The organism is Xenorhabdus thuongxuanensis, assembly GCF_001908095.1.
In the GTDB taxonomy this organism is placed as follows: Bacteria; Pseudomonadota; Gammaproteobacteria; order Enterobacterales; family Enterobacteriaceae; genus Xenorhabdus; species Xenorhabdus thuongxuanensis.
The window spans coordinates 88,445-110,455 of sequence record NZ_MKGR01000008.1 but is presented as its reverse complement, the minus strand read 5'-3'; the positions used below and the strand labels follow the sequence as shown (position 1 = coordinate 110,455).

At 46.0% G+C, this 22,011-nt stretch carries 13 protein-coding genes and 1 pseudogene; 1 reads left to right on the top strand and 13 read right to left on the bottom strand.

Features of this window, described 5'->3' with window-relative positions:
* Positions 1–15 precede the first annotated feature (15 nt).
* A pseudogene (locus Xentx_RS07625) lies at positions 16–10,233 on the top strand (non-ribosomal peptide synthetase); the annotation flags it as partial.
* 99 nt (positions 10,234–10,332) lie between these two features.
* Here Xentx_RS07625 and budC read toward each other — a convergent pair.
* From budC to flgB, 13 genes are all read right to left on the bottom strand, one after another.
* Complete coding sequence (budC, locus tag Xentx_RS07620; protein ID WP_208607558.1) at positions 10,333–11,091, bottom strand: meso-2,3-butanediol dehydrogenase; 759 nt, start codon at positions 11,089–11,091, stop codon at positions 10,333–10,335.
* 227 nt (positions 11,092–11,318) lie between these two features.
* A complete protein-coding gene (locus Xentx_RS07615) occupies positions 11,319–11,648 on the bottom strand; it encodes a hypothetical protein (protein ID WP_074019650.1) in 330 nt (109 codons plus the stop codon).
* 173 nt (positions 11,649–11,821) lie between these two features.
* Positions 11,822–12,784: a flagellar hook-associated protein FlgL gene (flgL, locus tag Xentx_RS07610; RefSeq protein WP_074019649.1), complete on the bottom strand. Its 963-nt coding sequence runs from the start codon at positions 12,782–12,784 to the stop codon at positions 11,822–11,824.
* Between the two features lie 37 nt (positions 12,785–12,821).
* Entirely contained in the window at positions 12,822–14,459 is a 1,638-nt protein-coding gene (flgK, locus tag Xentx_RS07605) for a flagellar hook-associated protein FlgK (RefSeq protein ID WP_074019648.1), read from the bottom strand.
* A gap of 102 nt (positions 14,460–14,561) precedes the next feature.
* Positions 14,562–15,548, bottom strand: coding sequence for a flagellar assembly peptidoglycan hydrolase FlgJ (gene flgJ, locus Xentx_RS07600; RefSeq protein WP_208607560.1), 987 nt, complete (start codon positions 15,546–15,548; stop codon positions 14,562–14,564).
* Positions 15,545–16,663, bottom strand: a complete 1,119-nt coding sequence (locus Xentx_RS07595) for a flagellar basal body P-ring protein FlgI (RefSeq protein WP_074019646.1) — start codon at positions 16,661–16,663, stop codon at positions 15,545–15,547. The genes flgJ and Xentx_RS07595 overlap by 4 nt, the downstream gene beginning before the upstream one ends.
* 15 nt (positions 16,664–16,678) lie before the next feature.
* On the bottom strand, positions 16,679–17,458 hold the full coding sequence (locus Xentx_RS07590) for a flagellar basal body L-ring protein FlgH (protein ID WP_074019645.1): 780 nt from the start codon (positions 17,456–17,458) through the stop codon (positions 16,679–16,681).
* Between the two features lie 67 nt (positions 17,459–17,525).
* Positions 17,526–18,308: a flagellar basal-body rod protein FlgG gene (gene flgG, locus Xentx_RS07585; protein ID WP_074019644.1), complete on the bottom strand. Its 783-nt coding sequence runs from the start codon at positions 18,306–18,308 to the stop codon at positions 17,526–17,528.
* Between the two features lie 16 nt (positions 18,309–18,324).
* On the bottom strand, positions 18,325–19,080 hold the full coding sequence (locus tag Xentx_RS07580) for a flagellar basal body rod protein FlgF (RefSeq protein WP_074019643.1): 756 nt from the start codon (positions 19,078–19,080) through the stop codon (positions 18,325–18,327).
* A 21-nt stretch (positions 19,081–19,101) separates the two neighbouring features.
* On the bottom strand, positions 19,102–20,334 hold the full coding sequence (gene flgE / locus Xentx_RS07575; RefSeq protein ID WP_074019642.1) for a flagellar hook protein FlgE: 1,233 nt from the start codon (positions 20,332–20,334) through the stop codon (positions 19,102–19,104).
* 15 nt (positions 20,335–20,349) lie between these two features.
* On the bottom strand, positions 20,350–21,069 hold the full coding sequence (locus tag Xentx_RS07570) for a flagellar hook assembly protein FlgD (protein ID WP_074019641.1): 720 nt from the start codon (positions 21,067–21,069) through the stop codon (positions 20,350–20,352).
* 13 nt (positions 21,070–21,082) lie between these two features.
* Positions 21,083–21,487, bottom strand: coding sequence for a flagellar basal body rod protein FlgC (gene flgC / locus Xentx_RS07565; protein WP_074019640.1), 405 nt, complete (start codon positions 21,485–21,487; stop codon positions 21,083–21,085).
* A gap of 5 nt (positions 21,488–21,492) precedes the next feature.
* Positions 21,493–21,909, bottom strand: coding sequence for a flagellar basal body rod protein FlgB (gene flgB, locus Xentx_RS07560; RefSeq protein WP_074019639.1), 417 nt, complete (start codon positions 21,907–21,909; stop codon positions 21,493–21,495).
* Positions 21,910–22,011 lie beyond the last annotated feature (102 nt).

Genomic DNA, 22,011 nt, shown 5'->3' with positions numbered 1-22,011 from the left:
CTTACGCAGACAAAAATAGTCAATCTGTCAATCCTGCCCGACATTGAGCGCCAACAGGTATTGATGGATTTCAACGCCACCCAAGCCGAATTCCCGCAAGATACTCTGATCCATCAACTGTTCGAAGCACAAGTGCGGCACACGCCAGATGCCACTGCCGTACTCTTTGAAGAGCAATCGTTGAGCTACGATGAACTGAATAAACGTGCCAACCGTCTGGCGCACCATCTGATTACTCTCGGCGTGCGCCCTGATGATCGGGTGGCGATTTGTATTGAGCGCAGTCTGGAAATGGTGGTCGGTTTATTAGCTATCCTCAAGGCCGGTGGTGCTTTTGTTCCTCTCGATCCGACTTATCCAACCACGCGGCTGACATATATGCTCAATGACTCAGCCCCCGTGGCGCTGATTACTCAAACAACGATGACAAAAATAGGGAACAGTCACCTGCCAACCATTCTGCTTGATATTCCAGATGATTCTGTTTGGGATGAAAGATCGGATGAAAACCCAGAGATCCAAACATTGGGGCTGACCTCCCGTCATCTGGCTTATGTTATCTATACTTCCGGCTCTACAGGACAGCCCAAAGGGGTCATGATAGAACATCGCAGTTTGTGTAACTTGATTACCCCCCAGCAAGACATGCTAGCCATCACTCCAGACAGTCAGATCTTACAATTTGCCTCAAACAGTTTCGATGCCTGTATTTGGGAATGGTGCATGGCGCTATTGGCGGGCGCTCGTCTTCATCTTGCCAGACGAGAGAACCTGCTGCCGGGAACAACCCTGTTTCACTATTTAGAAACTCACGCCATTACTCATGCCCTCTTGTCCCCCACGGCTCTGGCAACTATGGACACGCTTCCGGCAACTCTGCAAACCCTACTGGTGGGAGGGGAAGTGTGCCCGCCTACGTTGACCAAACGCTGGGCACAAGGGCGGCAGATGATCAATGCATATGGCCCGACGGAAGCCACAGTTTGTGCGACTCTTTGCCGATGTGAAAGCCAGGGAGACCATGCCCCGCCGATTGGTCGTCCTATCGCCAATACCCAGATCTATATCCTTGACATGCACGGTCAACCCGTTCCGCGAGGAGTCGTGGGAGAAATTCATATCGCTGGCGTCGGCGTTGCCCGCGGTTATCTGAACCGTCCCGAACTCACTGCCGAACGCTTCCTTGCCGATCCGTTTTCCCAGAAACCAAATGCTCGTATGTACAAAACCGGCGATCTGGGCCGTTGGCTGTTCGATGGCAAAATTGAATATCTCGGCCGTAATGATTTCCAGATCAAACTGCGTGGTTTCCGCATTGAGCCGGGAGAGATCGAAGCAAGGCTGCGGCAATGTCACGGCGTACGTGAAGCCGTGGTATTGCCTTGTGAAAAATTGCCCTGTGAAAACAGTCCGGTATCAAAACAGTTAGTTGCCTACTTGCTACCAAAGACCGATGCTGAACTGGAACCAATGGCATTAAGGCAGCAACTGGCACAATATCTTGCAGAATACATGATACCCGGTGCTTTCGTGACTCTTGACGCCTTTCCACTCACACCCAATGGCAAACTTGACCGTCATGCTTTTCCCAAACCCGATCATACGGCAATCGTCACACGCAGTTACCAGACACCCACAGGAGAAGCAGAAACCATCCTGAGCCAAATTTGGCAAATGTTGCTCGGAGTGAAATATGTCAGCCGCTGCGATCACTTTTTCGAGCTTGGCGGGCACTCGCTGATAGCCGTTAACCTGATCGAACAACTACGTGAATTGGGATGGTCTCTTGACATTCAGGTTATATTCACTAAACCCGTATTGAAAGAGATGGCAAAAGCGCTACTGTCGGTTCAAAAAGATACCGTTCAAGGGAATACAGAACCAGAAAAGACAACGCTACTCACTGTACCGCCCAATCTCATCCCTGACGGCTGTACTGCCATTACCCCAGACATGTTGACTTTAGTTTCCCTGTCCCAGCACGAGATTAATGCCATCGCCGCAACTATTCCTGATGGTGCTGCCAATATCCAAGATATCTATCCTCTATCACCGCTACAAGAAGGCATTTTTTTCCATCATCTGTTGCAGAAACAGGGCGATACTTATCTGTTACGCAATTTGCTTGCCTTCGACACCCGCAAACGGCTCGATACCTTTCTGGAAACCTTACAACAGGTCATTAACCGTCACGATATTCTGCACACTTCAATCTACTGGCAGGGATTGGCACAGCCAGTGCAAATCGTCTGGCGGCAGGCATCTTTGAACATTAATACATTCTTACCCAATGGCGAACAGAATATCTCTTCCCAATTACTGGCACACACTAATCCCCAGCAATATCGCCTTGATGTGAGTCAAGCACCTCTCTTCTTCGCTGACATAGCCTATGATCCGCATCAGGATGAGTGGTTACTGGTTTTGTGCATCCATCATTTAGTCTGTGATCATGTCACACTGGAACGCATCATTGATGAAATTGATGCATTATCACCTGACCATAACGAGAATGGATACCCTGATACCCGTTATGTTGAAAAATTACCCCCAATATTGCCTTATCGTAATTTTGTCGCCCAATGCCTGCATTTGCCGGCTTCAGATCATGAAGCTTATTTTCGTCAGGTATTCTCTGACATAGATGCACCAACAGCACCTTTCGGGATACTGGATATCCACAGTGAAGCTAAGCAGATAACCGAGGCCAAACAACCCTTGGATATGGCACTGTCCCGAGCCATTCGCACACAAGCCCGACGTCAGGGTGTCAGCCCCAGTATATTATTTCATGTTGCTTTGGCACTGGTGCTGGCAAAAACCAGTGGGCGCGACGATATCGTCTTCGGTACGGTATTACTGGGACGCATGCAGGGTAGTACCGGCATTGATCAAATTATGGGGCTGCTTATCAATACCTTACCCATTCGGATCAGGCTGACAGATAATAGCGTACAAGCAACCGTTCAAGAGACCTACCTCAATTTGATGAAGTTGCTGAAACACGAACAGGCAACGCTCACGCTGGCCCAACATTGCAGTGGCGTGAGTCCTCCTTTGCCACTCTTTAACACATTACTCAATTATCGTCATAGCCAGGCGGATACTACTTTTGCTAAATGGGAAGGTGTGCGTCTGCTGATGCAAGAAGAGAGAGTCAATTATCCCATCGGTTTATTTGTTGATGATTGGGGTGATGGTTTTAGTTTAGTTGCCCAAACCGTATCGGACGTCGATCCAATTCGACTGATCGGCTATATGACCACTGCCCTGACGGGGTTGGTCGAAGCGCTGGAAACCTCACCCCACCAGCCAATTTTGGCTATTTCGATTTTACCCATTGTAGAACGTCAACAAGTGCTGGTGGATTTTAATGCGCTCCAATCTTCTCAAGACGCTATATTCTCCCAAAATACAGCAACTGACCTCCCACAAAACACATTTATTCACCAACTGTTTGAAAAGCAAGTACAGCAAAATCCCGATGCCATTGCTGTCATCTTTGAAGAACAATCGTTGAGTTATGTTGAACTGAACCGTCAAGCCAATTGCTTAGCGCATTATCTGATTACCTTAGGTATCCGCCCTGATGATCGGGTGGCGATTTGTGCTGAACGCAGTCCAGCCATGATGGTGGGATTACTCGCTATCCTTAAGGCCGGTGGTGCCTATGTCCCGCTTGATCCAGGCTATCCAGCCGAACGACTGGCCTACATACTTGAAGACGCAGCTCCCGTTGCTTTACTCACCCAAACTGTATTTACCCAAACTGTATTTACCCACACAATGTTAATCAATTGGCTAACCCGCGTACCCATTGTGGATCTCAATAATCTTGCATACCTTACCGCAGACATGCCAATCAGTAACCCAGATCCCAAAGTGCTTGGCCTAACCTCATGCCATCTGGTTTATGTGATTTATACTTCTGGCTCAACAGGCTTGCCCAAAGGGGTAATGAATGAACATCGTGGTGTCGTGAATATTCTGATCTGGTCACAAAAGGCTTATCAACTAACCTCGCAGGATAGAGTTTTACAGAAAACACCTTTTAGTTTTGATGTTTCCGTTTGGGAGCTATTCCCGCCCCTGATGTTTGGAGCACAATTAATTTTGGCTCGTCCCGATGGTCATAAAGATCCACACTATTTACTGTCTGAGATAGAAAAACGCCAGATTACTATTATCTACTTCGTGCCTGCCATGCTACAGCAATTTGTCCATGCCATTCCTGCCGGATGTTGCCCTTCTGTACGCCATATTTTATGCAGTGGTGAAGAGTTTCCTTATGTCTTGCAGCAAAAATGTCTGTCCCATTTTGCGCACTGTCAGTTACATAACTTATATGGCCCAACTGAAGCTGCAATTCATGTCACCGCCTGGCAATGCGTGCCTGACCGTTATATCGGACGAGTACCGATTGGAAAACCCATAGACAATATCCGAATTTACCTGCTTGATAGTCACAAAAAACCCGTACCAATCGGTGTTACAGGGGAGCTTTACATTGGCGGAATCGGGGTTGCCCGCGGTTATCTGAACCTTCCAGAGCTAACCGCAGAATGTTTCCTTGCTGATCCTTTTTCTTCAGATCCTGATGCCCGCCTCTACAAAAGTGGTGATCTGGCTCGTTGGTTGCCTGACGGTAATATTGAATACCTTGGTCGTAATGATTTTCAGGTTAAGATACGTGGTTTCCGTATCGAACTCGGCGAAATTGAGACGACATTAGCGCAATGTCACGGTGTGCGAGAAGCGGTTGTGATTGTCCGAGAAGATACACCGAATGAAAAGCGCCTGGTTGCTTATCTGCTCGCCGAACCCAATGCAACATTGATACCAGCAGAACTACGCCAACAACTGGCGCAACACCTTGCCGAGTATATGCTGCCCAGTGCCTTTGTGACGCTTGAAACCCTTCCATTAACACCCAATGGCAAACTCAATCGTCAGGCATTGCCAATGCCAGATCAAACAGCACTCGCGACCCGCAATTATGCAGCACCCATTGGAGACATAGAAATAACGTTGGCCGAGATTTGGCAAGAATTACTGAAATTGGAACAAGTCGGTCGTCATGATCATTTCTTTGAACTCGGTGGGCATTCCCTGCTCGCCATTCAGCTTGCCGCACGCATACGCCAGAAACTGGCGCGTGAATTACACTTACAGCAACTCTTTTCCCATCCTGTCCTGGCGGATTTGGCTACCTTGCTCATCGACACGCCTGTGACAACCCAAATCGTTATTCCCGCTACCAATCACAATCAGCCACTGCCACTCTCCTTCTCCCAACAACGCTTGTGGTTCCTTGCTCAGCTCAATACCAAAGCCAATCTGGCCTATAATATCCCGATAATCCTGCATATTAACGGGTATCTCGATCATGCTGCGCTTACGGCTGCACTTGATCATCTCGTCAGCCGACATGAAAGTTTGCGCACTCGTTTTGTCCTGATTGATGAACAACCTTACCAACGCATCGATAGTGCAGATACGGGTTTTTCTCTGACCCATCGGGATCTGCGCAAATTAGACGAAACTTCTCGCATGACCCGTATTAACGAATTAGCGGAACTTGAAACACAAACCCCATTCGATTTCGCTAATGGGCCAATGATTCGAGGTCAATTACTGCAACTGTCTGATGAAGAACATGTGCTGATCCTTACCCAGCATCACATCATCACCGATGGCTGGTCAGCAGGGATATTACTCCGCGAGCTGAGTGTCCTCTACCGTATTGCACAAGGGAAATGTAGCAACCCTTTACCCCACCTTCCCATCCAGTATGCGGACTATGCCGTCTGGCAACAGAAATGGCTGCAAAGTGAGGTTCTCACTGCACAACGGGATTTCTGGCAGAAACAACTGCAAAACGCACCAACGTTACTGACTCTCCCTATTGATCACCCACGCCCGCCAGAACAAAGTTATACAGGCGCTCATGTTCCGGTTCACCTGAATGCTGAATTATTATCGGCTCTCAAAGCGCTTGGACAACGACAGGATGCAACATTATTTATGACTTTGCTTACAGCCTGGAGCATCGTACTTGCCCGTTTGAGCGGACAGGATGATATTGTCATTGGTACTCCTGTTGCCAACCGTTCATTGAGTGACCTTGAAGGTTTGATCGGCTTTTTTGTCAACACCCTACCTTTACGCATCAAACTGGAACAATACAACTCTGTGGCAAATCTGCTCACTTATGTTCGTGAACAGACGCTGGCAGCTTATGCACATCAAGACCTGCCTTTTGAACAATTGGTGGAAGCCCTAAAACCCGAACGCAGCTTGGGTTATAATCCGATTTTTCAGGTTATGCTGGCCCTAAACAATACGCCCACTCAATCCCTTGAATTACCCGATTTATCAGTCTCATTGATGGCTCCACCACATCACAGCGCGTACTTCGATCTGACACTGTCATTGACCGAAAACCAGAATGGTCTCAGTGGCTATCTGGAATATGCATCAAGCCTGTTCGACCTGACGACGGTTGAACGCATGGTGGGTTATCTCACCAATGTACTGACTGCCATGACAACCGATGAAAAACAGGCTATTGCTTGCCTGCCGATGTTGACCGTTGCAGAACGCCAACAATTATTGGTTGATTTCAATGCCCCTCAAGCTGACTTTCCAAATGATACGTTGATTCACCAACTGTTCGAAGCTCAGGTACAACGCACGCCAAATGCTACAGCGGTGATCTTTGAAGAACAGTCCTTGAGTTATGACGAGTTGAACTGCCGTGCCAACCAACTGGCACATAGTTTGATTGCTTTTGGTGTCCGCCCTGATGATCGCGTGGCAATTCAGGTTGAGCGGGGTTTGGATATGATCATTGGTCTGTTTGGGATCTTAAAAGCGGGTGCCGGTTATATTCCGCTTGATCCAGCATATCCTGTCGAGCGGCTGATTTATCAATTGTCAGACTGCAAGCCTGCAATATTGTTGACCCAAAAACATTTACAGAGACGCTTACCAATACAAGATATTCCTATCTGGTTGCTGGACGATGAAATTCATCAAGATAATCTGCAAAAACAGCCTAAATATAATCCTGACAGCAAACAAACAGGCGTTCAGCCACATCATTTGGCCTATATCATCTACACCTCAGGTTCAACCGGAAACCCCAAAGGCGTCATGCTGGAACATCGCAATGTTGTCAGCCTTATCCATGCCCATTGCCAGATCAGTGAACCTGGCTTGGGTGATCGTATTCTGCAATTTGTGACCTTCGCGTTTGATATTTCAGTATCAGATATTTTTCCTACTCTGGCATCGGGTGCCACACTGGTTCTGCGCCCACCTCATATCAAAATACCGAATAGTGCGTTTGTTGATTTTTTACGTGAACAGAAAGTGACGATCATCAATATACCGACGGCTTTTTGGCACCATTGGGCGCAAGAAATGAAGGCAGGACGTGTCAGTTTTAGCCCCTATATACGCACCATTATTGTTGGGGGAGATAAAGTGGAATACCGCTATTTAATGGATTGGCTATCGTGCCCAGAAACCCAATCCTGCCGCTGGTTCAACGCTTATGGCCCGACAGAAATTACCATCACGGCTACGGCTATGTTGATAGATAAGGCTATGTTGATAGATAAGGCTGCGGTGATAAATAACAAACATACTCCGCCTATCACCAACAATATTCCGATTGGTCGTCCACTGTCCAATACACGTATCTATATTTTGGACGCACTTGGTCAGCCGGTTCCTGTTGGCGTGAGTGGCGAAATCCATATCGGTGGAATGGGGGTCGCCCGTGGTTATTCAAACCAACCAGAGCTGACAGCAGAGAAATTTGTTATCGATCCCTTTAGCGAACATTCCAATGCTCGCATGTATAAGACAGGGGATTTGGCTCGCTGGCGATCTGACGGCAATATCGAGTATCTTGGCCGCAATGATTTTCAGGTCAAGCTACGCGGCTTTCGTATCGAACTGGGAGAAATCGAAACCAGATTGATGCAATGCTCCGGTATGCGTGAGGCTATCGTGCTTGCCCGTGAAGATAAACTGGGTGATAAGCGCCTGATTGCTTATCTGATCGCCGAACCGAATACAAAACTGACACCGACAGAACTGCGCCAGCAACTCGCACAACATCTCGCCGACTATATGCTGCCCAGCGCATTTGTGATACTGGATGCTTTTCCGTTGGCACCTAATGGCAAGATTAACCGCCAGGCGCTACCGATGCCGGATCAAACATCTATTGCAACCCATACTTATGAAGAGCCGCTCGGTGAAATGGAAATTGCCATGGCTGAGATTTGGCAAGCATTATTAGGGCTGGAAAGGGTTGGGCGTTATGATCATTTCTTTGAACTCGGTGGTCATTCCCTGATGGTTGTCAACCTGATTGAGCGGCTACGCAACCGAGGTTGGCACCTTGATATTCGTACTGTATTTTCCACACCAACACTGGCTGAAATGGCGAAAATAATGCAGGCAATTCAAGATGATGAAATCTCGTTTACCGCTCCGCCCAATCTCATCCCCGATGGTTGCTCCGCCATCACTCCAGATATGCTGCCGCTGGTTTCTCTGACGCAGCACGAGATTGAGACTATCGCTGCTACTATTCCTAATGGTGCCAACAATATTCAGGATATCTACCCACTTGCACCATTACAGGAAGGTATGTTGTTCCATCATCTACTGCAAACACAAGGAGATGTTTATCTGTTGCACCTTTTACTTGCTTTCAATACCCGCGAGCGTCTTGATGCTTTTCTGGCTGCTTTGCAACAAGTTATTCATCGTCACGATATTTTACGCACTGCCTTCTGCTGGCAGGGTTTAACACAGCCAGTACAAGTTGTCTGGCGCCAGGCCCCTCTGTGTATCAAAACCTTCGTGCCAGATAACGATAAGGACGTGCCGTCTCAATTGTTGGCACTGACAGATCCATACCAACACCGCCTCGATATCAGCCAGGCTCCGCTATTCTCTGCTGATATCACATATGATTCGAGCCAGGGCGAGTGGTTGTTAGCCTTGTGTTGCCACCATATCCTCAATGACCATATATCGCTGAATATCATCATTGCTGAAATCAATGAACTTCTGCATCATCGTATTGAAACATTACCGCCTGTCTTACCGTACCGCCATTTTATCGCCCAATCCCTGCGTGTGCCGATGCCAGATCATAAAGCCTATTTCCGGAAAATACTCACTGATGTGGATACACCAACTACGCCTTTCGGCATATTAGATGTTCACAGTGGAGACAGACCAGTAACTGAGGTCATCAAGCCACTTAATGCAGCACTGACTCGTGCTATTCGCAAACAGGCACGCCGTCAAGGAGTTAGCCCTGGCGTTCTGTTTCATGTTGCCTTGGCACAAGTTCTGGCAAAAATAAGTGGGCGAAATGATGTCGTCTTCGGGACGGTCTTGTCAGGACGTATGCAAGGCAGTGCCAATATTGAGCGAATTCTGGGGCTGTTTATCAATACCCTGCCCGTACGGATCACGCTTGCGGGGAGAAGCACACAAGCAACCGTGCAAGCAGCGTACCGCAGTTTGACGCAGTTACTTGAACATGAACAGGCACCACTGGCACTGGCTCAACGTTGCAGTGGTGTAAAACATCCCCTACCGCTTTTTAATACACTTCTCAATTATCGCCATAGCCAACCGGATGTTGCCAATACCCTATGGGAAGGAATACGTCTGGTAACAGGACGAGAAAGGACTAACTATCCCATCTACCTGGCTGTAGATGATTTGGGTAAAGGTTTCCTGCTGACAGTTCAAGCTATATCAGGAATCGATCCGGCACGCCTGATTACTGATATGACGACGGCTTTAGAGGATCTGGTAAAAACATTGGAAACCGATCCCCAAAAACCAATCATGAACATTGCTACCCTGTCTGCCACAGAACGCCAGCAACTACTGACCGATTTCAACGCTATTCAGGCTAACTTACCGCAAGACACACTGATATCAGGACAATCTACTGTTGGAACAACTTCCGGTTACGAAGCGCCTCTCGGTGATGTGGAAACTGCACTGGCTGAGATTTGGCAAAAATTGCTGAAACGGGAACGAGTCGGTCGTTATGATAATTTCTTTACATTGGGAGGTCATTCATTGATAGCAATACAATTGTTGGCTCGTATGCGTGAACAAGACATGGAAATTCCATTAGCGACCTTGTTCACGCATCCTACACTATGTGAACTGGCCAAGGTTATAAACCCAAATCACTCAACTGTAGCGAGTCGCCCAAACTGATACCATTGACCAAAACGAAATTAAGTGGTTCCACCCCCGTGGAGCCACTTTTCCATCAATTTAATTAAAATTAGGTTGCCCATTAGATGCGTTTACCCCGCCATCTATCGGTAAATTCACCCCATTAATGAAACTGGCATCTTCGCTGGCCAAAAATGCAATAGCTGCTGCCACTTCAAAAGGTTGACCTGCTCTTTTTAACGGAATACGACTATCGAAATGCGCAAGGGTTTCATCATCAAAACGAGCCACCATTGGCGTCAATACTAAACTTGGGCAAACAGCATTAACACGAACCCCTTGTGAACCATGATCCAGCGCCATCGCACGGGTTAAATTCACGACAGCGCCTTTTGCTGCGCAATAGTGAGCACCTCCCCAATCGCCCCCCAAGCCAGATACCGAGGCATTATTGACAATACATCCTTTGCTTTTCAGTAAATAAGGTAAAGCAAAATAGCTACAATTGAGCACACCATTGAGATTCGTAGCCAGCACTGCATTACCGTCTTCTTGTGAAGTACTCAATAAATCACCTACCACATACAAACCTGCGTTGTTCACCAGAATATCTATTCGGCCAAAATGCCTGACTGTTTCATCAATCATATTTTTAGCCGATTCCCGATCCGCGACATCTGTCTGAATCACTAATGCTTTGTTCGAAGGCAATTCACTCAATACACGATTAAGCTTCTCTGTATCCCGCCCAGCTAACACCACAATGGCTCCTTCTTGTGAAAAACGCTTCGCTGTAGCCTCACCAATGCCACTACCTGCGCCAGTAATAATGACAACTTTATCCTCAAATCGAATCATTTTATTACCCTTATTGATATATTTTCAAAGCTTACCGTGTAATATCAAATACAATTAACGAATTGGTTCCATCTTTAATATTCACCAGAATATTCTTTGTTAATTATCTTGCTATATCTTTTTTTATGATAGGTTAACCATTAAATAATAGATCAAACAACGTCTATTTTAGGATAGATAATTAATAATATACATAATAATAACAATACGACAATATAATTTATTTATTATATAGACGCATTGAATTTTTTATTAAGCACTCTTTTACCTGATTCTGTTAATATCAATTCTCGGCTATCCAATTGCCTAATTGCCCATTTTTTCTTTAAAAAAATATCAAGCAACAGTGCCCCTAACAATCCACCAAGATGAAAATTCCGTTCACTCCAATCAAGGCAGGAGCAAGCAAATTTTCGCCGAGAGGAAAATTCTGTATCACGACCTATGCCAAGATAAAATAGAAACTCTTTTCCGGTTTGTGTTAATCCATAATCATCAGTTATCCAATGATTTGCCAATAAACTATCGTGAATTTTTATCGCGATTTCTCCCGCCATATGGTCATAGCACGTCCGAAAAATACGCAGAGATTTTTGCTAAAATATGATGCAAAGATAAAAGGAAATAAATCGGCCCTTGTTTTTTCTATTTGATGAAAAAACAAGGGCTATGATACTGGAATAAGAGAATAAAACTGCAATGTGAACGTTTGGAAATATATCAATCTCAATTAGCGATACATTTCAAACAACGACATCCCTTTTAAATCAGAAAAAGCCTTATAAGATGCCTGTAATGCAGCCTGCTCCTGAATATAGCTGGAAATGGTAGAGAACCAGTCGACATCGACCAATTCGCCCATACGAACTTTATTGGCAATACTGCGTTCACTGGCTAACGCATCCAGTTGTTCCATTTCCTTAAGCTGTGCCCCTAATACGGCGTCCGCCGCGGATAAGTTATTCAAGCTATTTTCTACACCTCGGATAGCCCTATTCATCAATTCGCCTGCTTCCTTTCTTTCTGCTTCACTGGCATTAGTGAATGGTTTTCCAAGCGCCTCGATCGCAAAATCAATGGAGGCGAAAATGTCTGATTCACTTGCACTACCATCAGGCTCTTTAATCGGGTTAGACGTTGCCGATAAAAAGACTTTTTCCCCTGTATGGGCAATAACCATAGAACGATTATCATCCACTCTTTGGCTTATAGCCTCATACCCACCTTTGTAGTGAACTTTTCCACTGTCATCAGCCTCGAAAGGTGGTACATCCGTCTTATAACCAGCAAAAATATAGCGGCCACTGCCATCGGTTTTATTTCCAAGATTCAGCAATTGTTGTTTAAGGCCATCTAATTGCTGGGCATAAGATTCACGATTGTGATCACTCTGTTCACTAGCCCCCGCAATTAATATTTCCTTAACATTAGTTGTCACCGATACAACACTTGAAATAATGTTCGATTGGGCTGACATCGTGTTCTTGGCAAAGTTACGAGCCATGACAAATTGCTGATTCTGCGACTCAGATTGGGCAACCATAATATTCTGTGAAGCAGCCAGCGGATCATCAGATGGGTTGATAACACGTTTGCCACTGGATAACTGTTCACCATACTGCATCCATTTAGCCTGGGCGCCAAAAACCCCATTCATTTTTTGGCTGTATAAAAGATTCGTACTTATACGCACAATATCACTTCCTTTTTCTCTTTAGCCACTAATGTGGTTAACGGATGTCCAAAATGGCATTAAACAACGTCGATGCAGTCTGGATAACACGGGCATTTGCCAAATAGTATTGCTGCAAGCGTTGCAGTTCGCCGTATTCTTCATCCAAGTTGACTCCAGAAATAGAATCGAGTTCTTTGTAACGCGCCTCTACGTTGATCTTCTCAGCTTCCATTATGCGTTGAGAACTATTGGCTTTGCTACCCACAGTGCTGACCAACGAAGCATAAGCATCAGTCAAGGTATTTTTACCATTAATTAGTTTTTCTTTTTGCAGGAGAGTGAATTTCTTCGCGTTATTGTTATCGCTTGGACCAGAGTTTTTGGCACCCGCAGTTGCCAGTTGAGAGGAATCCTCAATATTGACTTCAAGTGTTGCTATTACATTATTGACCGTTTTCAATGTGTACCGATCATTATCCTGTGGGTTAGTCGCATTAATCTCGACTTTCAGTCCATCAAATTCCAGCGTACTACCATTTTTAGTTACAGAGATCATTTCCCTATCAGCAACACGCTGTACTTTCCAATCCCCATCTTCGAACTTAATCGTGTAGTCACTGTCTTTTACTTTAGTGGTATCTACGTATTCCACTTTAATTTCAGCAGTACCTTTGTTATTGCTATTAGCAATGGTTTCTGGCTGCGAAAAATTGAAGAAATCAATACCTGGATTACCGTTCAGATCGAAACCACCACGCTGAACCTGATTGAATTTATCCGCCATCACTAATCCCAATTGGTTTAATTGATTGCGGGTTGTATCTATCACTTCACTACGCACACGTAATGTACCACCTAACATCCCTTGCGAGATAAAACGCTCATCAATCTCTTTAGTACCTGTACCATTGTCATAGCCCAGCGTAATACGGTCGTTATCTGCACTGGCTGTGATCGCTTCCAATCGATAGGATTTGCTACCTGATACCAGCGACATTCCACCACCAAATGAAACGTTGTAGGTACTACCGTCTTGCTGAATCAAGTCTACTTTAACAAACCGATTTAACTTATTAAGCGCATCATCGCGTTTATCCAATAAAGCCAAAGGCTCACCCGTTCCTACGCCACGCATATGAGAAATTTCATTGTTCAGAAAGGCAATTTCTTCCGTGTATTTATTGATTTCTTTGACATTCTGCTCTATTTGGGTATTGATACCACTGTCCATCTTACGGAGAAATTGATCAGCTTGTTGAAATCGGTTAACCAACCCTCCAGCGTTGACTCGTACTGTGGTTCTTGCCGCACTATCTTCTGCATTATTTTCAAGTGTGCTCAGGTTTTTAAAAAATTCTTCCATAGAGCTGGAAAGGCTAGTTGCCTTATACGCCAGCAGATTATCGACTTGAGAAACCTGGTTATTGTATGTAACTGATGCCTGATATTTAGTTTGTGCCGCGTTATATTCTTGACTGATAAACTCACTATATTGACGATTGATGGAATTAACATACACACCATTGCCAATAAAACCAACCGGTGACATTTTTCCACTATCTTGCGACATTACCGTTGTCTGTCGGTGATATCCCTCGACCTTAGAGTTGGTAATGTTATTACCCACCACACTCATTGCCACCTGTGCAGCATTAATACCACTCATGGCAGTATTGATAAGACTATTGGACATGCGTCGATCCTTTTACGTTTTCGTTATGCCTCCATCATGGGAGGTAATTCACTGCTACAGTTATCGGCAAAATACCCTGATTCTTGAACAAAATTGATGCCCTCAAAACAGGTTATCAAAATCATAGGTGTAGGCTTTTGCCATTTGATTACCGGTACTTTTTAGCTGCTGAATCAATGACACTAATTTTTTGGCATAACTGGGATCGGTGGCATATCCAGCTTCTTGTAAGGAATACGCTCCCTGCTCTGCTGTGGTTGATTGTGCAATCTTGGTGTAACGGGGGTTTTCCGTCAATAATTTGACGTAATCCGTTATCGCTTCCACATAAGAGCCATAGACGCGAAAACTGTCCTGCATTTTCTTCGCTTCACCATCAATGTATTCCGTCGTCATAATATTGGTGACGGGCCCTTGCCAGTGTTTCCCCGCTTTAATACCAAATAAGTTATAACTCGGCTTTCCTTCCTTAGTCAGAATTTCTCGCTGCCCCCAACCGGATTCCAGCGCTGCCTGTGCAATAATCAATAAATGAGGAATACCACTTTGCTGGCTTGCCAACTGCGCCGGCAAAGAAAGCATGGAGACAAAGCTGGTGTTGTGCATCGGCAATGGCTTGGGTTGAGCTGAACCATTGGAGAATGCCAGAGATGAGTTTTTAGACATATCACCAGAATCAGGCATAGCTCGGCGCATAAATGGCTCTAATGCCTGTTTCGGTAATGTTTGTAGGATTTCATTATCCAGTGGCATCGGCACAGTACTGGCTAATTCACCAGACACATTATTAGCGTTAGAGAATTGCTTGACTATCATGTCAGCAAATCCCAACCCCTTTTGGGAAAGATCCTGGGCAATTTGCTGATCATACAGAGAAGTATAAAAACGAGTCTGCTCACTGCTCAACATGCCATCCTGTGGCAATGAAGAACGCATACTTTTCAGCATCATCTGGACGAAGACGCCTTCCAGTTGTTGGGCTACTTGCCGTAGCCCTTGTTGTGGTTCCTGTGATAATTTAGCTTTCAGTGAATGCAATGAATTAACATCGTAAGCTGCATTGGACATCGTCAGAAAGTCATTCATCAGATAATCTCCAATTTCGCCCGCAGACAACCTGCGCTCTCCATTGCCTGCAAGATAGACATTAAATCGGTTGGCGTTGCGCCTAACGCATTCAATGCACGCACAACTTGAGTCAGATTTGCACTGGCACTGAGTTGCTGCAACGCACCACCTTGTTCCTGTATACCAACGCCCGTATTACGGGTCACGACAGTACTGCCTCCCGCCAATGGCGTATTGGGCTGATTAACGACTATCTGGCGTTCAACGGTCACAGACAAACTACCATGAGCAATCGCACAACTGTCCAAGGTAACATTGCGGTTCATCACCACGGAGCCTGTTCGGGAATTGAAAATCACTTTGGCATCGCCAGCATCTACACGGATAGACAAATCCTGCACCTGAGCCAGAAACTTCACCTGTTCGCTGTTCTCAATCGGCAAACGCAACTGAACAGTGCGGGAATCCAATGGGGTCGCCGTCCCTGTTCCCTTCAATCGGTTAATCGCATCACTGATTTTCTGAGCCAGCCCGAAATCATCATCATTCAGTTGCAGGTTCAACGTACCTTTCTGGCCGAACTGTGTTGATAATTCACGTTCAATCACTGCCCCATTGGAGATCCGGCCACCTGCAAGCTGATTGACTTTGATACTGTTACCACCCGCACTCGCACCTGCACCACCCACCAGAATATTGCCCTGAGCCAAAGCATAGACCTGGTTATCCACCCCTTTTAACGGAGTCATCAGCAATGTACCGCCACGTAAGCTCTTGGCATTACCCAGCGAAGAAACGACAATATCAATGCTCTGCCCTGCACGCGCAAAAGGTGGCAATTTTGCTGTCACCATCACGGCAGCGACATTTTTAAGCTGCATATTTGTACCGGCGGGTACGGTGATCCCTAGCTGAGACAACATGTTGCTCAGGCTTTGGGTTGTAAATGGTGTCTGCATGGTTTGGTCACCCGTTCCATCCAACCCGACGACCAAACCATAACCAATCAGCGCGTTATCCCTGACTCCTTCAATCGTCGTCAAATCACGAATACGTTCCGCAAAAACACAGGTAGAGGTGAACGTACTGGTTAGCACCAACAAAAGCATAAAAAGGCTGGTGATTAATTTTTTCATCCTAACCATCCTCTTTTAAAACGGTGAGATATTTATAAAGAAACGTTGCAACCAACCCATATGCTGTGCTTCGTTGATATAGCCATCACCAACATACTCGATACGGGCATCAGCAACCTGGTTGGAGCTCACCGTATTGTTGCCCGTGATGGTGCGCGGGTTAACAACGCCAGAGAAACGAATAAATTCCGTCCCCTGATTAATGGCGATCTGTTTTTCCCCCACCACATGCAGGTTGCCATTGGCCAGCAGCTTATCCACGGTCACAGTAATAGTACCTCTGAAGGTATTGTTGGCATTCGCACCGCCTTTGCCGCCAAATTCGTTATTTCCTTCCATGCCTAGATCGGTTTTTTCACCTCCCATCAATCCCTGTAAAAAACGGGGAGTCAAAGCCGCCGTGAAACTGGTTTTTCCATTACGGCTGGCATTGGCTGAAGAGTTTTTGCTCGCACTAACATTCTCTTGCAAGATAATCGTCAGCGTATCACCGATATTGCGTGGACGGCGGTCTTCAAACAGCGGTTGGTAGCCGTAATAGACCGGTTGGACAGTCTGAAAAATAGAACCATTTGGCGTTGGAGCGGGCGCTTCGGCGGGTTTTGCTGTTGTTTGCCCTTCCACCAGCGGTTTGTGCGGCATATAAGCACAGCCCCCCAATGTCAGTGCCGACAAGGTGAGTACCGCCACAGCTATACTGATACGCCACTTATTTCTCTGATTTTTCCGTAAACCAGTGGAGCCATAAGCTACATGGTTTTTAGCATGGCTTTCGGCAACGGGCATTGTATCCATCTTCTATGCTCTTAAGTTTATCGTAGAAATAGTGGAGGAACGCGTTCCCCCACCATTAATAGTTAGGTTATAGCTGCGTCAGTTTTTGCAGCATTTGATCAGAAGTCGATACTGCCTTACTGTTGATTTCATAGGCTCGCTGAACCTGAATCATGTTGACCAACTCTTCCGCCACATTGACGTTAGAAGTTTCGACATAGCCTTGATAGAGCACTCCAGCACCATTGATACCCGGTGCATTTTCCACTGGTACGCCAGAACTGTTGGTTTCCAGATACAAATTCTCACCGATACTTTCCAACCCACCTTCATTGATAAAAGTGGTTAATGTCAGTTGCCCGATCTGCTGGGGTGCATTTTGCCCTTGCACGTTTACGCTGACGATACCATCACGGCCAATGTTGAGCTTAGTGGCATTGTCTGGAATGATGATGGCCGGCACTACCTGAAAACCACCAGCCGTTACCAACTGGCCGTTCTGATCTTTCTGGAATGAACCATCACGGGTATAACCACTGGTGCCATCAGGCAACTGGATCTGGAAAAAACCTTGTCCTTTGATTGCCACATCCTGGCTGCTATTGGTTTGTGCCAGGTTGCCTTGACTGTGCAACCGTTCAGTGGCTACTGGACGCGCGCCCGTACCAATCTGCAAGCCCGATGGCAAGTTAGTCTGTTCAGACGACATTGCTCCCGGCTGACGTTCAGTTTGATAGAGTAAATCTTCAAATACTGCACGCTGGCGCTTGAAACCGTTGGTATTAACGTTTGCCAGGTTGTTAGAAATAACATCCATATTGGTTTGCTGAGCATCTAACCCAGTCTTGGCAATCCATAAAGATCGGATCATGAATTTATCTCCCCGATTAGCTCATAGCGAGAATTTGGTTAGCCCGCTGGGCATTTTCATCGGAACTGTGTATGACTTTCATCTGCATCTCAAAGCGACGTGCGTTAGCGATCATGTTCACCATGCTTTCCACCGGATTAACATTACTGCCTTCCAGTACACCTGGCATGATTTTCACTTCTGTGCTAGCTGCCAATTCATTGCCCTGCTGTTCCCGTGCTTGTGGCGTTAAATGGAACAGACCATCATCGCCGCGAACCAATTGGTTGGCTTCCGGTTTGACAATTTTCAGTTTGCCAATCTGGCCCAACAAAGTGGGTGGATCGCTGGCAATCAAGGCAGAAATGGCACCATCTGTCGCAATGGTCAATTCAGCCTGCGGCGGAACATCAATAGGCCCATTTTCGCCCATTAACATGCGTCCTTGCACCATCAGTTGCCCTTCAGATGAAATTTGAATGCTACCGTTGCGAGTATAGGCTTCTGTCCCGTCCTCGAGTTGGACAGCCAGATAACCACCTTGGCCGACAGCCACATCTAACGGACGAGAGGTATAATTCATTGGCCCCTGACGGCTATCCACGCCAGGAGTGGAGGCAACAACCAGCGAGCGTGTTGGCAAGGTTTCACCTTCAACCGGCACAGCACGCAGTGCCGCAAGCTGAGCTTTAAAGCCTGGTGTTGACGCATTGGCCAGATTATTGGCTGTGACAGCTTGATGCTCCAACGTTTGGCGCGCAGCTCCCATAGCGGTATAAATGACGTGATCCATTAAGCTATCCGCCTGAACCTATTAACGCATGCTGACCAGCGTTTGCAGAATTTGATCCTGCGTCTTAATGGTCTGAGCGTTGGATTGGTAGTTACGCTGGGCGACGATCATACTGACCAGCTCCTGGCTCATATCAACGTTTGATGCTTCCAATGAGCTACTGATCAACTTACCGAAATTACCTGACCCCGCAGTGCCGACTACCGGACTACCTGATGCTCCGGTTTCGGTCCAAACGTTATCGCCTTGTGAAGCCAAACCTGACGGGTTGGAAAAGTTCGCCAGTACAACCTGACCCAATACCTGTTTCTGGTCGTTAGAATAACTACCGTAAATTTTGCCATCACCCTCAACCTGGTATTTGGTGAAGTGGCCTGCCGCATAGCCATCTTGCTTTTGAGTAGAAATAGAGTCTTCTTTTACTCTCTGCTGTTTGCTACCGTCAAAGTCAAACTTGACTACTGCCAGATTAGAGCCATTCAGGGCCGGCATATTAAAATCAAACGTGTTGTCAGGTTTCACAAGTTGACCATTGCCATTAAATTCAACACTGTCTGTGTTTAATTTTTGCGGTGGTGTTCCCGTAACAGAAGCATCCAGAGCATAAATATCCCACTTATTATCATCGGTCTTAACAAAGAACACATTGATATTGTGCTCATTCCCGAGGCTATCGTAGATCGGAATACTAGAACTGTAGTTAAAAGTATCTTTCTTATTTGGATCAAATTTATTGCTTGTAACTGTCGTATCGATCTTGTTATGTATTGAGTTCAGGTTAGCCGTCATCGTCACTTTTGTCGTCGCCTTAGCAGCCAACATATCAGTTGGAATCGAAATCGGCCCTGGTGCCACACCTTGTTGGATTTCAGGCCCATTATCTCCTTGTATGGCTGGATAACCTGTCAATTTCATACCCTGCATGTCGATCACATTACGATCAGCATCCATTTTAAATTGACCATTGCGGGAATAAAAAATATTGCCATTGGTGTCCTGCATACGGAAAAAACCGCTCTGCGTGATCGCCATATGTAATTGATCGTTAGTTTTGGTGATAGAACCATCCTTAAAGTTCTGCACCATACCTGAAACTTTGACACCCAACCCGACATCTGATCCGCTGAATATATCGGCAAAAGCAACTGAGCTAGATTTAAATCCATAGGTTGACGAGTTTGCAATATTATTACCAATAACGTCTAAGTTGCTTGCTGCGGCATTTAAGCCACTGACCGCTTGTGAAAAAGCCATATGTCCTCCATTTAATTAAAGAAACTGACGAACTTCGCCCATGTTTACCGTACCCACCAGCCCTAAATCCAATTTAGTGCTATTCTCCTGCCGCACAACGCCGCTAACCTCGGCATGTCTCAGGGAATTGACCATCAACGCTTGATCCTGTTGGCTTGCGTAAACGCTGAAGTTATAAGCGCCTTGTTCCACTGCATTGCCGTCTGCGTCTTTGCCATCCCATCTGAAGCTGTGTAAACCAGCACTTAAATATTCAGATGAATTAGGATCTAATTTATTGCATTCCATCTCCCGAACGACTGCGCCATTTTTATCTCTGATAGTCACTTTAACGATATCGGCAGGTCGGTTCAGTTCATAGCCCAACGGTGCTGCGTCGATATTTTTCTCTCCGTTGGAACCAACCAAAATCTCATTGCCAGGAACCATGACACCTCGGCCAATCAGTGCCACCGTTTGCATCGCGTGATTACTGTCCATTTGTCCGACAATGGAACCCAGTGTTTTATTGAGTTTCTCAATCCCCTCAACCGTACTGATCTGCGCAATCTGTGAAGTTAATTCACTGTTTTGCATTGGGTTAGTTGGATCTTGGTTTTTAAGCTGAGCAACCAATATATTCAAGAAGTTATCTTTGATATCATCACTACTTTGTGGTTTTTGGTTGGTCAACTTAGACAGTTCACCGACTGTTGAATTATCCAATGATTCATTAATTGAAGCGGTAATTCCCATAACGACATTCCTGTTACTGGCCCAGTGTCAGCGTTTTCAACATGATGGATTTGGTAGTATTAAGTACTTCAACGTTTGCCTGATAGCTGCGGGAAGCTGAGATGGTATTGACCATTTCTCCAACCACATCCACATTTGGCATACGTACATAGCCTTTTTCATCGGCCAACGGATGGCCTGGCTGATACTCAAGGCGGAAAGGTGAAGGATCATCCACAACTTCGCTAACATGCACTCCGCCAATTTCCTGTCCTGCGGGAGCAGCGACACGGAAGACCACTTGCTTGGCACGGTATGGTTCACCATCCGGCCCCACAACGCTGTCGGCATTCGCCATATTGCTGGCACTGACATTCAGTCGCTGGGACTGGGCTGAAAGCGCAGAGCTGGCAATATCAAAAATACTAAGTAGAGACATTCCCATTATCCTTGTGACTGTAGAACTGACATCATGCTTTTGATTTGCGCATTGGTCATAGTGAGTTCGGCCTGATATTTCAGGCTGTTATCTGCGAAACTGCTGCGTTCTGTATCCATGTCAACGGTATTTCCATCCATGGCTGTCTGGTATGGCACTCGATACATCAGATCCATCTCCAGACGTTTTTGAGGCTGAACGGGAATATGTCGATCGGAAGTCAGAGTTAGCCCAATTCCATTCCCCGTTACACGACCATGTGCCATGACTTTTTTCAGTTGAGCAGCAAAATCGATATCACGCGCCTGATAGCCAGGGGTATCCGCATTGGCAATATTGGCAGACAAAATTTCCTGCCGCTGGTTGCGGAGTGCCAGCGCTTCTTGTCGAAATTGAAAGGCGGCGTCTAATTTATCGAGCATATTCCTCCCTCGGATTTGTTCTGTCGGGGATAATTCCCAAGCAGCTAACAGAATAAACGGAGAAGAAAAAGGTAATTCGAAGAATAGAAACAAATTGAATTG

What these genes read in the sequence shown, in the direction of transcription:
- flgC (WP_074019640.1), bottom strand. Translation starts at nt 21,487, where the DNA reads ATGTCTCTACTTAGTATTTTTGATATTGCCAGCTCTGCGCTTTCAGCC.
- flgE (WP_074019642.1), bottom strand. Translation starts at nt 20,334, where the DNA reads ATGGCTTTTTCACAAGCGGTCAGTGGCTTAAATGCCGCAGCAAGCAAC.
- Xentx_RS07570 (WP_074019641.1), bottom strand. Translation starts at nt 21,069, where the DNA reads ATGGGAATTACCGCTTCAATTAATGAATCATTGGATAATTCAACAGTC.
- flgB (WP_074019639.1), bottom strand. Translation starts at nt 21,909, where the DNA reads ATGCTCGATAAATTAGACGCCGCCTTTCAATTTCGACAAGAAGCGCTG.
- Xentx_RS07590 (WP_074019645.1), bottom strand. Translation starts at nt 17,458, where the DNA reads ATGGATACAATGCCCGTTGCCGAAAGCCATGCTAAAAACCATGTAGCT.
- Xentx_RS07580 (WP_074019643.1), bottom strand. Translation starts at nt 19,080, where the DNA reads ATGGATCACGTCATTTATACCGCTATGGGAGCTGCGCGCCAAACGTTG.
- flgK (WP_074019648.1), bottom strand. Translation starts at nt 14,459, where the DNA reads ATGTCCAATAGTCTTATCAATACTGCCATGAGTGGTATTAATGCTGCA.
- budC (WP_208607558.1), bottom strand. Translation starts at nt 11,091, where the DNA reads ATGATTCGATTTGAGGATAAAGTTGTCATTATTACTGGCGCAGGTAGT.
- Xentx_RS07595 (WP_074019646.1), bottom strand. Translation starts at nt 16,663, where the DNA reads ATGAAAAAATTAATCACCAGCCTTTTTATGCTTTTGTTGGTGCTAACC.
- Xentx_RS07615 (WP_074019650.1), bottom strand. Translation starts at nt 11,648, where the DNA reads ATGGCGGGAGAAATCGCGATAAAAATTCACGATAGTTTATTGGCAAAT.
- flgG (WP_074019644.1), bottom strand. Translation starts at nt 18,308, where the DNA reads ATGATCCGATCTTTATGGATTGCCAAGACTGGGTTAGATGCTCAGCAA.